Origin of the sequence: Kribbella sp. CCNWLW201, from assembly GCF_037203805.1 — a bacterium.
Lineage (GTDB): Bacteria > Actinomycetota > Actinomycetes > Propionibacteriales > Kribbellaceae > Kribbella.
Map to the genome: position 1 here is coordinate 81587 of NZ_JBBCBQ010000017.1, position 13910 is coordinate 95496.

The window sequence follows — 13910 nt, forward strand, 5'->3', positions numbered from 1 at the left end:
CCAGGTTAGGCGCCCCCGTGATTACGGGCCAATCCAGCGGCGATTGCCTCGATCAACTGCGGCCGCAGCTCGTGTGCGCTGATCACCGCATCGACCGAGCCGACCTCGACGGCCCGCTGGATGCTGTGCACCCGGTCGAACCCGGTCGCGACCTCGCCGAGCTTCTCCGACCGTACGGCGGTCCGCACCTCGGCCAACTCGGTCGCCAACGCGGCCCGCTCCGCACCGGTTGCCTCACGCACCCGCTCGGCCAGCGACGCCACCCGCGGGTCGGACGCGGTCCGCGCGTCGACCTCACCGGCGAACACGACCGCGGCCGCCGGCGCACCACCGATCACCGACGCGAACGAGCCCTCGACCGCGAGCACCGTCATCGACGGGTTCAGCGCCTTGGAGAACACCACGAATGCGCCGCCGTGATAGCGCGACACCACGCAGAACACGATCGGGCCCTCGAAGTTCACGATCGCCCGGCCGATCTCGGCGCCGTACTCGAGCTGCAGGTTCCGCATCGAGTCGGGCGAGCCGTCGAAACCGGACAGGTTGGCCAGCACCACCAGCGGCCGGTTCCCGCTGGCCGCGTTGATCGCCCGGGCCGCCTTCTTCGACGAGCGCGGGAACAACGTGCCCGCGGTGTAGGTGTCCGGGCCGTCGGTGGGCGGGAAGCCCCGGCGCGGCACCGACCGGGACTCGATCCCGAGCAGGCAGACCGGGTATCCGCCCAGCCGCGCGTCCTGCACCACCGCGGTGTCCGCGTCGGCCATCCCGGCCCAGCGCTCCAGCACCGGGTGGTCCTGGTCGGTGACGGCCCGCATCAGCGTGCGGATGTCGAACGCCTTCTTGCGTTCCGGGTTCGTCGCCGCCGAGAAGATCTCGCCGACAGTGCGGAAGTCGCTGCCCGCGACGTTGTGCGGGTACGTCGTGACATCGCGATCCACCGGGTCGGACGTCTCCGCCCGACGCGGCCCCGTCTCCCCAGGTACGACGTACGTGTGGTCGTAATGCGCCATCAGCACATCCCGGGCACCCTTCAGATCGGGCGCCCAGTACTGCGCCTGACCGTTCGGGCCCATCACCCGGTCATAACCGCCGATACCGAAGTTGTCCTCCGCGGAGACGCCGCCGGAGAAGTCCAGCGACTGCTTGCCGGTCAGCACCATCGCACTGTCCGGCGTCATCACCAGGATGCCCTTGGTGTGCATCAGCATCGTGGCCTCGGCGTTCCAGTACGGCTGTGCGCCGACGTTGATACCGGCCACCACGATGTTGATCTCGCCGCCGTCCTGGGTGAACTCGACGATCCGCTTCAGCGCCTTCGCGACCCAGTCCATGTTCTCGGTGCCGGAGTCCATCGAGATCCGGGCACCGGCGGACAGCGAGTACCACTCCACCGGCACCTGCATCCGCTCGGCCAGGTCGAGTGCCGCGATGATCCGCGAGCACTCCCCTTCCGCCACCGCACCGAGTGCCTTGGTCGGGTCGCCGCTGAGCACGACCCGGGTGACACCCTCGGGATGCCGGGAGGTCGGTGTCGTGACCACACCGGCGATCAGGCCGGCCTTGTTCAGTCCGCGCGGCCGCTCCGCCGGCACCAGGGCACCGGCGTCGTCCAAGTCGTACTCGGTCCAGGTGCCACCCGGTCCGGCCACCATGCCGGCGACCTCGTACGGGTAGACGGTGTTGCGGCGGCGGGACCGCTGGACCTTCTGCGCGTAGTCGTCGAGCGGCTTCAGTCGCTCGGTCGGCGGCTGCTCCACCGACGTGACGACACCCGCGCCGTGCTGGTAGTAGAACCGCGCGGCCAGCAGGTTGAGCGAGCCGTCCGGGGTCGCCACCCGGCCCTGCACCAGGACCTCCTCGATCCCGGCGCCGGCGGTCATCGGTGCGATGTTGCGGCGCAGGGCGGTGAGCTCGTCGACCTGAGCGTCGACCTGCGGCCAGATGTGCACCCAGACGTGGTTCATGTCGAGCTTGGCCCCGGCCGCGCCGCGCTCGGTGCGGGCCCGGCGGATCGCCTCCAGACAGTTCGCGATCGCCCGCTCGGCGTGCGGCAGCGAGGTGACCTGCCCGTCCTCATCGCGGACCACAGCGAACTGGCGGACCTGGGCCAGTGCGACGAGCCGCTGGTCGGCCTCGTTGTCTCGGGCGACACAGTGGTAGAGCAGTACGTCCTCGGGCGCGTCCAGCCGGGTGATCCGGAAGTCGTGCAGCCGCCACAGGGTCAACCGGCGGCCGACCATCGGGTGCACCCCGCGGACGTTGTCGTCCTCGAGTACGTAGCCGCCGGTCGGGCGATAGGTGAAGTACGAGACCGGCCGGTCCTGACCCGGTGCGATCGCGACGGAAAGGCGCCGTACCTGCTGAGAGACCGGCAGGGCGGCGACGAGGTCGCGGAGGTGGTCGGACGCCTCCTGCTGCGCCTCCGGGATGTCCGGGCCGTAGAGGTAGAGCTCGGCCACGGCCTCGTGGCCGGCCGGGCGGGCCTCGACCTGCGCGGTCAGTGCCTGGACCAGCCCGCTGTCCGGGTCGGCCAGCTCGGCCACCGTGCCGACCGTGGTGACCAGGTGGCTCAGCCGGTCGTCGATCGAGTAGTCGGCGGTCGCGAACGGCCGTCCGTCCACGGCGAACTCGGCCAGGTCGTGCAGCTCGTACTCGCGGTAGTGCCGGCGGATGAGCACCTCGAGCATCGGCTCCCGCTCACCCCAGCCCCGCTCGAGTCGCTGGGCCAGGAAGCGGACGATCGGCTCCGGGATACTCGCCAGCGCGTCGATCCGCTCCTTGCGGTTCGGCGCGGCCGGGTCCGCGGCGAGTGCCGCGACCTCGTCGCCGACACCCGCCAGCACCGAGGCTCGATCCGCGTCCACCAGCGGCTGGTCGTACCAGCGGAACCGCACGCTCCGGGCCAGGTCGCCGATCACCGGGAAGCGCAGCTGAGTGGCCAGGACGAGCCGGTCGAGCAGCTCGTGGGCGCGCTCGTCCAGCGTGGCTTCCGGCCGCGACTCGGCGATCCAGCGCTGCAGCACCGACGTCACCAGCAACACGTCCGGGGTGGATCGCTGCTGGGCGAGGAAGATCCGGAAGACCGCTTCCTCCAGCTCGGTACTGCGCTCGAAGTCGGTCACACCGTAGTGGCCGAGCACCCGGCCCAGCCGCGCCTCGAACTCGGCCGGCAGACCGCCCCGCTCGGTGTCCAAGCTCTGCAGGTAGGTGTGGAAGTGCTCACGCGGGCTGTGCACCCGGTTCTCCGTGTTGATGTCCGCATCGGCCGGCCGGTTCCGGCTCAGCTCGGCGAAGTCGGCGAACACCTGCAGCAGCTCGATCTCGGCGTCCACCGGCGGCTCCGCCAGCTCCGACCGCGCGGCGAGGTAGTCGGCCAGCATGCCGCCCTCGTCCCGCGGGTCGATGTCGAACCCGAGCAGCATGCTGCGCAGGTCGTCCAGACCCCGCTCGACCCGCTCGGCCGCGGACTTCTCCCCCGACCCGTTCGGCAGATCCAGCTGTACGCCGTTCTCCACCGGCGCAGCCTCTTCCACGGCATCGTCGTCGACGGGCTCGAGCCGGACCAACGGTGCACCGGTCTCCACCTGGCTACCGGTGGAAACCAGCAACTCCTTCACCGTGGCCTTGAACGGCGCGTTCAGCACCGTCTCCATCTTCATGCTCTCCAGCACGAGCACCGGAGCACCGGCCTCGACCACACTGCCGCTCTGGATCGGCGTCGCGACCACGAGGGCCGGTGCGGGAGAACGCAGTACGCCGCCTTCGTCCCGGCTGACCCGGTGGGTGACACCGTCGACCTCGACGAGGTGCACCGGCCCGTGCGTGGCGGTGACCAGGCGGAACCGCTGCCCGCCGACGACGAGCCGCCCGGTGTAGGCGTCCAGCCTTTCCAGCTCGGCGTCGACCACCTTGAACGTGTCGCCGCTGCCGACACCGACCCGGAACCGGTCCGGACCAATCCGCGCGACGGTCACCCGGTACACGACCCCGCGGAGCTTCAGGTCGATCGCCCGGCCCACCTCGTGCTGAACCTGCGGGCGGCCGCCGTGCGCCGTTTCCAGCAACCGCGTCCGCTCGACCTGCTCGGCCTCCTCGTACCCCTCGATCGCCGCCGCGACCAGCGCGACGCCGGAGTGCCGGTGTGAGACCAGCCGCCCCTCGCCGCGAACCCGGTCGATCCACCCGGTGTCGGCGATGCCGTCGATCACCTCAGGCTGGTCCAGCAGCTCGAGGATGAAGCTCTTGTTCGTGGTGCCGCCGTCGATTAGCACGGTGGTCGCGGCCATCGCCCGGCGCAGTCGCGCGAGTGCCTCCTCGCGAGTCCGGCCGTAGGCGATGATCTTCGCGATCATCGAGTCGAAATCGGCCGGGATGCTGTCCCCCGCGCTGACCCCGGTGTCCACCCGCACCCCGGGCCCGGCCGGCAGATCGAGTACGGCGATCCGGCCCGGCGAGGGCGCGAAGTCGCGGTCCGGGTCCTCGGCGTTCAGCCGGGCCTCGACGGCATGCCCGGTCTCGGCCGGCTTGGTGCCCTCCAGCCGGCCGCCGGCGGCGACGTGCAACTGGGCCTTCACCAGGTCGAAGTCGGTGGTCAGCTCGGTGATCGGGTGCTCGACCTGCAGCCGGGTGTTCACCTCGAGGAAGGCGAAGGTCTTGTCGCCCGGGTGGTACAGGAACTCGACTGTCGCGGCACCGCGGTAGCCGACCGCGAGCGCCAGCCGCTCCGCCGACGCCTTCAGGTCCTCGACCTGCGCCGCGGACAGCAGCGGGGAGGCGGACTCCTCGATCACCTTCTGGTTCCGGCGCTGCACTGAGCAGTCGCGCACACCGAGCGCCCAGGCGGTGCCCTGACCGTCGGCGATGACCTGCACCTCGACGTGCCGGGCGCCGGTGACCAGGCGCTCCAGGAAGACGACGCCACTGCCGAAGGCGCGGGCCGCTTCGTCACTGGTCCGCGCGTACGCGTCCTCGAGCTCCTCGGCCGACCGGACCACTCGGATCCCCCGGCCGCCACCGCCCGCGGTGGCCTTCAGCATCAGCGGGTAGCCGATCGACGCGGCCGCCTCCAGTGCGGCGTCCAGCGACTCGACCGCACCACGGCTCCAAGGAGCGACCGGTACGCCGACCTCCTCGGCGATCAGCTTCGACCCGATCTTGTCGCCCAGCTTGCGCATCGCCTCCGGCGGCGGCCCGATGAACGTCACGCCGATCCGCCCGCACAGCTCCGCGAAGGCGGGATCCTCGGCGACGAAGCCCCAGCCGACCCAGGCGGCGTCGGCCTCGGTCTCACGCAGCGCCCGCTCGAGCACCTGCAGATCGAGGTACGGCCGCGCCGACGCCGGGCCGAGCGGGTAGGCGATGTCGGCCTCCCGGATGAACGTAGCGGTCCGCTCACCCTCCGTGTACAGAGCGATCGTCTGGATGGGCTCACCGCCCTCGGCGTTGAGCTCTCGCACCGCGTTGATCAGCCGCATCGCGGCCTCGCCCCGGTTCACCACTGCGATACGCTTGAACATCGACCGCCTCCGTGTCTCACCCTGCATTCTGCGGACAGGATCGCCGTCCGCTGGCACAGGTTTTCAGTCCGGAAGCCCTACCGTCGAGTCGGGTCCCTCTTCGGGAGCGTCGTCACGCGTGGTAATCAGCCCAACAGCGCCTTCGTAGCCGGTACGACGTCCTCCGCAAACCGGCTGATCTGGGTCAGATCATGCTGCTCCGGCCAGAAGATGAACGTCCGGAACGGCTGCTCGGTCGCGAGCCGGGCGAAGAAAGCTGCCCACTGGTCCGGAGTGCCCCGCAGTGGAGCCTCGCCACGCGTGGTGTCGGTGTCCCCGGGTACGTCGGTGATCGTCCCGACGACCTGGGCGATCCGGACCACCTCAGCTGGATCTCGGCCGGCCTTCTTGGCCGCCTCGTCGATGATCGCGTTCGCACCGGCCCATTCGTCGTACGGGAGGTAGTGCGGGATCGGCGCGGCCCAGCCGTCGGCCAGCCGGCCGGTGAGTCGCATCGATCGTGGTCCGACCGAGCCGACCCAGATCGCGATGTCGTGCACAGGCTTCGGCCCGGGTCGCAGGTTCAGCGGGTAGTACTTGCCGTCAGCAACCACTCGGTCGGCCTCCGTCCAGAGGCGCCGGAGCAGGCCGATCCCCTCGGCGAGGGCTTCAAGCGCCTCGGCCGGCGTACGGTCCGGGCCGCCGATACTGGTGATGCCGCGCCGGAACCCGCCGGCGCCGAGTCCGAGCTCGAACCGTCCTCCCGACAGTACGTCGAGTGCCGCGGCCGACTGCGCCAGCAGACCTGGCGGCCGGAGCGGCAGTGGCGCCACGTCCGGGAAGAACCGCAGCCGCTCGGTCCTGGCCAGTAGATCCCCGATGAGCGTCATCGCGTCGATCTGGCTGGGCGCGTACGGATGGTCCTGCACCGCGACCAGGTCGAGCCCACCTTCCTCAGCCGCCGCGACCAGTTCCCGATGGAGGCCGACCTCCGCGGTCGGCGTCACCTGTACTCCGAATTCGACCATGCCGAAAGGATGTCAGTTGAAGAGCACTTGAACTCAAGCCAGCTGGATGGAATCCCCGGAGACCTTGATCTGCTTGGCGGCCAGCGGCTGTGGGGCCGGGTCCTTGACCACCGAACCGTCGTTGATGTCGAACTTGCTGCCGTGGCAGGTGCAGTTGATCGTGCCACCCTCGACACTGGCGACCTGACACTGCTGATGCGTGCAGACCGAGGTGAAGGCCTTGAACGTGCCCGCGGTGGGCTGCGTGATCACTACCTGGCTGTCGCCGATGATCAACCCGCCGCCGACCGGGACGTCAGCGGTCTTCGCGAGCACCGTGTCCGCGGGAGCCGAACTGGCCGGTGCACTGGTCTTCGGTTCGCCGTACGTGCTGCACCCGGCGACCGTCGCGACGGCGGCCGCGCTGGCGGCGAGGACAGTACGGCGACTCGGTTCGTCCACAGCGGGTCCTCTCAACGAATGATGCCGAAGGTGGTGAAGAACCACAGCGACGAGGTCAGCCACAGTCCGACCAGGCCGGTGAAGACAGCCCCGCCGACCACCGGCAGCAGCCAGCGCGGCAGGTCGTTCCGGCTCAGCGTCAGCATCTTGGCCGCGAACGCGCCGTAGAAGAAACAGCCGAGCAGCGAGTGCAGGAGGACGCGCGGCTCGTCGTACCGGAATCCCAACGCATAAAGGCAATGCGCGACCACCGGCAGCGTGACCGCAACGGCGGCCCGTCCCGACCACCGATGCAACGGTCCAACCCATCGCCGGCCCGACAGCCCTTTCAGGTGACCGAACAAAGCCAGGGCCGAGATCAGCTGTACGACGGCCAGCACCAGAGCCGCCGTGGCCAGCCAGGCCTTCACCGACTGTGGACTGGAGAAGCCGGCCACGTTCACCGCGACGCCGGTCGGATCGTGCAGCCGACCGTAGACACCGAGCGCGACCGCGACCGCGGCTCCGACGGACAGCGGGATCACGACCCTGCTCGCGGCCCGGACCGGCACAGTCGTCGTCATGGCTCCCCCTAGAACGTCTCGTCGCCGGTGATGGAGGTGGCCGTGACCGCGGTACCGCCGACGGTCGCCGTACCGCTGGCCGGGTCGAGCGGCGGCGCGGGAGCCGGGGTGCCGTCGTTGTCGATGCCAACCTGGCTGCCGTCGGGGAGGACGATCCAGCCGATGGTGTTGCTGGAGGTCTTTGATCGGTAGAGGCCCGCCGGTGGGGCTGCCTTCTCGATCGTGAAGGACCACTGCCGACCGCGCACCGTGACTGTGCCGGTGACGGCGTCCGCCGCGACTGTGCCGGCGAGTTGGTCACCGGCTTTGGAGCGGAGCGCGAGGCGGCCGGCTGTGTGTGTTCCGGTCAGCCAGGCCTCGACGCGGCGGCCGTCACAGACGTACGCCGCGGCCCGGCCACCCTTCACCGCGATCGCGAGGGTGGCCTCGCGTCCCGTCGTACGCCCGGTGTAGACCGCGACGATCTGCTGTGTCGGAGTTGTGGCGGGCGGAGTCGTCGGCGCAGATGTCGGAGCGGGAGCCTCCGAGGCCGGCGGTGCGCTGGTTGTGGCGGGTGCGGTGGTCGCGGCGACGCCCGGGCCGGTTGTGCCGGTTTGCGTGCTGTTCACGACAAGCAGCGCCACCAGGCCGACTGCTGTGGCGCCCAGCGTCACCAGCGGACTGCGGTATCCCATCTCCCCCACCACCCCCGCATCGAGAATCCTGTAGCCCACGCCTCGCCGTCAACGGCTGACGGCCCGTTGCTACATTCGGCAAGTGAGTCAGCACGGACACACCCACCGACTGGACCTGGACGACGCCACGCTGCGGGAGTGGGAGGCGGTCGTCGTCGGCGTCGATCCCGACCGCGGCATCGTGCTCGACCGGTCCGCGTTCTACCCGGGCGGAGGCGGCCAGCCGCCGGACCAAGGCGTCCTGCTCTGGGGCGGCGTGCGGACCCGGATCATGGGCACGGTCAAGGGTGACGACCTCTACCTGGTGCCGCACGAGGACGACCCGGTTCCACCAGTGGGTACCGCTGTCCGCGGTGCGCTCGACGACCAGCGCCGCACCGAGTTGATGCGGACGCACTCCGGCCTGCATGTCCTGACCGGCGTGGTCTTCCGGGACTTCGGCGCGCTCGTCACCGGCGGCAACATGGAGCCGCTGACGGCCCGGATGGACTTCGACCTGGCCGAGGTACCGCCCGACTTCAAGGACCGGGTGGCCGAGGCGGTGAACGCGGAGATCCGCACCGACCGCCGGATCACGGTGGCGAACCTGCCGCGGGAGGAGGCGTTCGCGATCCCCGACATCATCCGCACCGCCACCAACCTGCTGCCGCCGGACATCGAGATCGTCCGCATCGTCGACATCGCCGGCCTCGACACCCAGGCCGACGGCGGCACCCACGTCGCCTCCACCGCGATGATCGGCCGGATGGACGTCGTGAAGATGGAGAGCAAAGGCCGGGGCTTCCGCCGCCTCCGCGTCCGCATCACCTGACCCCTTGGAGGGGCAGACTGCGGGGTTGGAGAGGGGAGGCTCTTGATGACTGGAATCGTGGAGCAGCTTCGGGGTGTGGTGGCGGGTCCGGTGTTCGGGCCGTCGGATGAAGGTTTTGCCGAAGAGGTGGCGGGGTTCAACCTCGCCGCGCGGCACACGCCTGAGGTGGCGGTCGGGATCACCTCGGAGGCGGATGCGGTCGCGGTGGTTCGGGCGGCCAGGGACAGCGGTACGCCGGTCCGCGTACTGGCGACTGGTCACGGGGCACCTGTCCCGATCACCGACGGTGTCCTGGTCACCACCTCTCGGTTGTCGAACGTCACGATCGACGGCCGGATCGCACACATCGAGGCCGGCTGCCGCTGGGCCGAGGTCATCGCGGCCGCGGGCGAGCACGGGCTGGCGCCGATCACCGGCGCGTCCGACGCCGTCGGCTGCATCGGCTACACGCTCGGCGGTGGTCTGGGACCGCTGACCAGGACGTACGGCGTCTCCTCCGACTTCGCCCGCGGGTTCCGCGTCGCCACCGGCGCCGGTGAGGTCGTCACAGCCAACGCCGAGGAGAACTCCGACCTGTTCTGGGCACTCCGCGGCGGCAAGGGCGGACTCGGCCTGGTCGTGTCGATGGACTTCGAACTCGTCGAGCTGAGCACCCTGTACGGCGGTTCGCTCTTCTTCGCCGCGGACGACCTCCCAGCCGTCTTCACCACCTGGGTCGAGTGGACCAAGACTGCTCCGGAGACGGTGAACTCCTCGGTCGCGATCCTCCGCCTGCCGCCGATCGAGGCCATCCCGGAACTGCTCCGGGGCAAGACCAGCCTCACCGTCCGCTACGCCTTCGCCGGCGACCCGGCCGAGGGCGAGCGCCTGCTCCAGCCGATCCGGGACGCCGGTACGGCGTTCATCGACAGTGTCGGCGAGATGCCGGCGAGCAACATCGCGCTGATCCACAACGACCCGAAGGATCCGGTCACGGCGTGGGACCGCGGCATGCTGCTGTCCGACCTGGACGCGGACTTCGCTACCGCGTTTCTCGACATCGCCGGGCCGGACCAGCAGCTACCGCTGGTCGCGATCGAGATTCGGCTGCTGGGTGGCGCGATGCACCGCGACGTACCCGAAGGAAGTGCGGTCGGTGGACGCGGCGGGGCCTACAGCCTGGTGTTGATCGGCGTGCCCGATCCGAGCCTGTTCGAGAAGGTCCTGCCCGCCGCGGCCGACGGCGTACTCGCACCTCTGTCCCGCTGGATCTCGGCCGAGCACACCGTCAACTTCGCCGGTGCGTTCGCCCTGCCGGGTTCGTACGAGGGGTCGTGGCCGGCCGACACGTTCAGCCGGTTGGCCGAGGTGCGGACGACGTACGACCCCGACCGGGTGTTCCCGTACGGGCCCTAGTCGCGCCAGGAGTGCTGCGGGTCGTAGCCGAGGAGTTTGCGGGCCTTGTCGATGGACAGCAGGGTCTCGTTCGGTCCGAACGGCCGTTTCACCGGTACGCCGGGGAAGACCTCGGCCAGCAGCTCCTCGTTCGGCCGGGTCATCACCGTGTCCGCGTTCGCGATGATGAACACGTCCGTGCCGGTGACGTCGTACTCGAGCGCCTTGCGGACCGCCTGGGCGCCGTCGCGGGCGTCGATGTAGCCCCACAGGTTCCACTTGCGCGACCGGGCGTCGGCGTCGAACGACGGGAACTGCGCGTAGTCCTCGGGGTACATCACGTTGGAGAACCGCAGCCCGATCAGCTTGAGGTCCGGGTGCCACCGGACCAACTGCCGGGCCAGCTCCTCCTCCAGCGTCTTCACCAGCGAGTAGGTGCTGTTCGGCTGCGGCGGATACTCCTCGTCCACCGGCACGTACGGCGGGAACTCGTCGAACGGCAGTCCCAGCACGGTCTCGCTCGACGCCCAGACGATGTTGCGAACACCGGCCCGCAACGCCGCCGAGAACACGTTGTAGGTGGCCACCATGTTGTTCTCGAACGTGGCCGCGTTCGGCCGCAGCCCAGGCGCCGGGATCGCGGCCAGGTGGACGACCGCGTCGACACCGTCGTGCCGGTCGTCGATGCCGGCCAGCGCCTCGTAGGTCTGGCCGAAATCGGTCAGATCGACCCGCGTCGACGTGACGCCGGCCCGGGCCGGTGGCACCTGGTCGAGGGCGACCACGTCCCAGCCGTTGTCCAGTAGGTGATCGACGACTGCCCGACCGAGCTTGCCGCTGCTTCCGGTGACCGCAACCCGTGCCATCCACACTCCTTCTCGAGCTGTTGGTCCCGATGATTCCACGCCGGGCAATCGATATCAGCTGATAGTCAAAGGGTGGACTAGGCTCGGTCCTGTGAAACTAGCTGGGCGGATGGAACGTCTCGGGACCGAGTCAGCGTTCGAGGTGCTGGCCAAGGCCAAGGCCTTGGAGGCGAGCGGCCGGGAGATCGTGCACCTCGAGATCGGCGAGCCCGACTTCGACACCCCGGCGCACGTCGCGGCCGCCGCACAACAGGCCATCGACAAGGGCCACACGCACTACGTGCCCGCCCCCGGCATCCCCGAGCTGCGGACCGCGGTGACGGACTTCCTCGAACGCACCGGACGGCTCAGCACCTCGCCTGACCGGGTGCTGATCACGCCGGGTGCCAAACCCATCATGTTCTTCGCCATCCTGGCGCTGTGCGAGGAGGGCGACGAGGTCCTCTACCCGGACCCGGGCTTCCCGATGTACGCCTCGATCACCGCGTTCGCCGGCGCGAAGCCGGTCCCGGTGCCGCTGCGCGAGGAGAACGGGTTCGTCATCGACCCCGAGGAGCTGGCGTCGCTGGTAACCCCGCGCACCAAGCTGCTCATCCTCAACTCCCCGCACAACCCGTGCGGCAGCGCCTCGACACCCGAGCAGCTCGAAGCGATCGCCGAGATCGCCATCCGGCACGACCTCGTCGTGCTCAGCGACGAGGTCTACTGGGCGCTCCGGTACGACGGCGAGCACCACAGCGTGCTCGACATCGACGGTATGGCCGAGCGGACGATCCTGCTCGACGGCTGGTCCAAGACGTTCGCGATGACCGGCTGGCGGCTGGGCTTCGGCGTGTTCCCGCAGCCACTGGTCGAGCCGATCACCCGCCTGGTGATCAACTCGGTCTCGTGTACGTCGGCCTTCAGTCAGCACGCCGCGATCGCCGCTCTCGAGGGCCCCTGGGACGACGTTGACACGATGCTCGACGCGTTCCGGCAGCGCCGCGAGGTGATCGTCTCGGGCCTGAACGCCGTACCAGGCGTCTCGTGTGTCGAACCGGGCGGCGCGTTCTACGCGTTCCCGAACATCACTGAGCTCGGGATGTCCGCCGCGACGCTGGCCGACCGCCTGCTCGAGGAAGCCGGCGTCGCCTGCCTGCCGGGCACGTCGTTCGGCGCGTACGGCGAGGGCCACCTGCGCTTCTCGTATGCGAACTCGATCGAGAACATCCGCCGCGCCTTGGCGGCCTTCACCGACCTCACGTCCTAGAGCTCAGCCTCGGCGGGCTCGAGGTGCCGTTGGCCCGAGTCGCGTTCGGGGCTCACGGTGATGGTCGGAGGTGCTTCACCGGCGTCGATCATCCGGCTGAGCAGTCTCTCCCGCAGTCGAGTCGCGACGTGGGCGTGTGAGCGGTAGCCGATGAGGTTGTCCAGCTCGTACGGGTCGGCCATCAGATCGAACAGGTAGGTCTCGACGTAGTGGTCCGAGCCGGGTGCGGCGGGATCGCAGTCCGGTGCGACAACGCCGTACTTCCACCGCTGGGTCCGCACCGCGCGTGCGGTCTCGGACTCGCTGACCTGGACGAAGACGTCGTCACCCCACTCGGACCTGCGGTCGTGCAGCAGCGGTACCGCGGACCTCCCCTGCATCTCCTTCGGCACTGGCAGTCCGGCGGCGTCGAGCAGGGTCGGCGCGAGGTCGACGTGGCTGAGCAACTGATTCACCTTGCCGCCGCCGGTGAAGATGCCGCCGGTCGCGACGGTCGGGACCCGGATCGAGGCGTCGTGGACGGAGCGCTTGTACTCGGAGTTGCGCGTCTTGAAGTGGTTCCCGTGGTCGGAGCTGAACAGGACGATCGTGTCGTCCCGCAATCCGAGGCTGGTCAGTGCATCGAGCAACCGTCCGTATGCCTCGTCGATCCGCTTGATCATCCCGTAGTACCCAGGCAATTGCCGGTACGACGTCCCACCCAGCGTCGCCAGGTCGGGCGGCGTCCACGCACCGCGATAGGTCTCTTCGTAACCCTCGGGAGCCGGGTAGTCGTCGCGGCGGTTCTGGTGATGTGGTTCGAGCAGCGAGAGGAACAGGAAGAACGGGCGGTCTTTCGGCTGGGCGACGTACCGGATGGCGGCGTCGGTCAACGCGTCGACGCGGTAGCCGGGCAGCTTCACCTCCGTGCCGCTGTCGTCGTACACGATCGTGTTGTAGGAGTCCGAGGTGTGTTCGAGCGCGTTCGCGGCCAGCCAGTACTCGTACCCGCCGCGTTGTGCCGGGGCGACCGGGCCGCGGGAGGCGGAGTCGCCCAGATGCCACTTACCGACGTACGCCGTTCCGTAGCCGGCGGCACCGAAATGGTGCGCGAGCGTCTTGGCGTCTGTGGGCAGCGGAATGCCGTTGCGATGCGGGCCGGCGGTCGTCGGGTAGAGGCCGGTCTGCAGGGTCGCGCGCGCCGGGGTGCACAGCGGCTGGTTGGTGAACGAGTTGGCGAAATGCGTCCCGGCCCGCCCGATCCGGTCCAGGTTCGGCGTCAACCCCATCGGGTTCCCCTGCAGCCCGGTGGTGTCCCAGCGCTGCTGGTCGGTGAGGAAGACGATCACGTTCGGGCTCATGGTGTCGATCCTTTACCGATGCGCCCGCGGGTGTCACGGTGAGTGGCAGGAACCGGTCGCACCTGTGGA

10 protein-coding genes are annotated in these 13910 nt (G+C 69.6%); 3 read left to right on the top strand and 7 right to left on the bottom strand.

The window, feature by feature from the left end:
* Positions 1 to 5: 5 nt before the first annotated feature.
* The 5 genes from V9K99_RS40945 to V9K99_RS40965 form a co-directional block, all read right to left on the bottom strand.
* Positions 6 to 5516 carry an ATP-binding protein gene (locus tag V9K99_RS40945; RefSeq protein WP_337324247.1) on the bottom strand — a complete coding sequence of 1837 codons (5511 nt, stop codon included), beginning with the start codon at positions 5514 to 5516 and terminating at the stop codon, positions 6 to 8.
* A 125-nt stretch (positions 5517 to 5641) separates the two neighbouring features.
* The gene (locus V9K99_RS40950) at positions 5642 to 6523 is read right to left on the bottom strand and encodes an LLM class flavin-dependent oxidoreductase (RefSeq protein ID WP_337324248.1); all 882 of its coding nucleotides are present in this window, start codon (positions 6521 to 6523) and stop codon (positions 5642 to 5644) included.
* A 33-nt stretch (positions 6524 to 6556) separates the two neighbouring features.
* The gene (locus tag V9K99_RS40955; RefSeq protein WP_337324249.1) at positions 6557 to 6964 is read right to left on the bottom strand and encodes a Rieske (2Fe-2S) protein; all 408 of its coding nucleotides are present in this window, start codon (positions 6962 to 6964) and stop codon (positions 6557 to 6559) included.
* 11 nt (positions 6965 to 6975) lie between these two features.
* Entirely contained in the window at positions 6976 to 7527 is a 552-nt protein-coding gene (locus tag V9K99_RS40960; protein ID WP_337324250.1) for a DUF6529 family protein, read from the bottom strand.
* An 8-nt stretch (positions 7528 to 7535) separates the two neighbouring features.
* Complete coding sequence (locus V9K99_RS40965) at positions 7536 to 8201, bottom strand: hypothetical protein (RefSeq protein WP_337324251.1); 666 nt, start codon at positions 8199 to 8201, stop codon at positions 7536 to 7538.
* 82 nt (positions 8202 to 8283) lie between these two features.
* Here V9K99_RS40965 and V9K99_RS40970 point away from each other — a divergent pair, with 82 nt between their 5' ends.
* Both V9K99_RS40970 and V9K99_RS40975 read left to right on the top strand, forming a co-directional pair.
* Positions 8284 to 9012, top strand: a complete 729-nt coding sequence (locus V9K99_RS40970) for an alanyl-tRNA editing protein (RefSeq protein ID WP_337324252.1) — start codon at positions 8284 to 8286, stop codon at positions 9010 to 9012.
* A gap of 45 nt (positions 9013 to 9057) precedes the next feature.
* Positions 9058 to 10407, top strand: coding sequence for an FAD-binding oxidoreductase (locus tag V9K99_RS40975; protein ID WP_337324253.1), 1350 nt, complete (start codon positions 9058 to 9060; stop codon positions 10405 to 10407).
* On the opposite strand, the gene V9K99_RS40980 is transcribed toward V9K99_RS40975, so the two are convergent.
* Entirely contained in the window at positions 10404 to 11252 is an 849-nt protein-coding gene (locus V9K99_RS40980; RefSeq protein WP_337324254.1) for an NAD-dependent epimerase/dehydratase family protein, read from the bottom strand. The genes V9K99_RS40975 and V9K99_RS40980 overlap by 4 nt on opposite strands.
* Before the next feature lie 109 nt (positions 11253 to 11361).
* Between V9K99_RS40980 and V9K99_RS40985 the strand changes: the two genes are divergently transcribed.
* The gene (locus tag V9K99_RS40985; protein WP_337324255.1) at positions 11362 to 12501 is read left to right on the top strand and encodes a pyridoxal phosphate-dependent aminotransferase; all 1140 of its coding nucleotides are present in this window, start codon (positions 11362 to 11364) and stop codon (positions 12499 to 12501) included.
* Here V9K99_RS40985 and V9K99_RS40990 read toward each other — a convergent pair.
* A complete protein-coding gene (locus tag V9K99_RS40990) occupies positions 12498 to 13841 on the bottom strand; it encodes a sulfatase-like hydrolase/transferase (protein ID WP_337324256.1) in 1344 nt (447 codons plus the stop codon). The two genes, V9K99_RS40985 and V9K99_RS40990, sit on opposite strands and share 4 nt — an antisense overlap.
* Between the last annotated feature and the right edge of the window lie 69 nt (positions 13842 to 13910).

Bases quoted from the DNA above. Each gene is read 5' to 3' on its own strand.
- V9K99_RS40945 (WP_337324247.1), bottom strand. From the start codon at position 5,516: ATGTTCAAGCGTATCGCAGTGGTGAACCGGGGCGAGGCCGCGATGCGG.
- V9K99_RS40950 (WP_337324248.1), bottom strand. From the start codon at position 6,523: ATGGTCGAATTCGGAGTACAGGTGACGCCGACCGCGGAGGTCGGCCTC.
- V9K99_RS40960 (WP_337324250.1), bottom strand. From the start codon at position 7,527: ATGACGACGACTGTGCCGGTCCGGGCCGCGAGCAGGGTCGTGATCCCG.
- V9K99_RS40965 (WP_337324251.1), bottom strand. From the start codon at position 8,201: ATGGGATACCGCAGTCCGCTGGTGACGCTGGGCGCCACAGCAGTCGGC.
- V9K99_RS40975 (WP_337324253.1), top strand. From the start codon at position 9,058: ATGACTGGAATCGTGGAGCAGCTTCGGGGTGTGGTGGCGGGTCCGGTG.
- V9K99_RS40980 (WP_337324254.1), bottom strand. From the start codon at position 11,252: ATGGCACGGGTTGCGGTCACCGGAAGCAGCGGCAAGCTCGGTCGGGCA.
- V9K99_RS40985 (WP_337324255.1), top strand. From the start codon at position 11,362: ATGGAACGTCTCGGGACCGAGTCAGCGTTCGAGGTGCTGGCCAAGGCC.
- V9K99_RS40990 (WP_337324256.1), bottom strand. From the start codon at position 13,841: ATGAGCCCGAACGTGATCGTCTTCCTCACCGACCAGCAGCGCTGGGAC.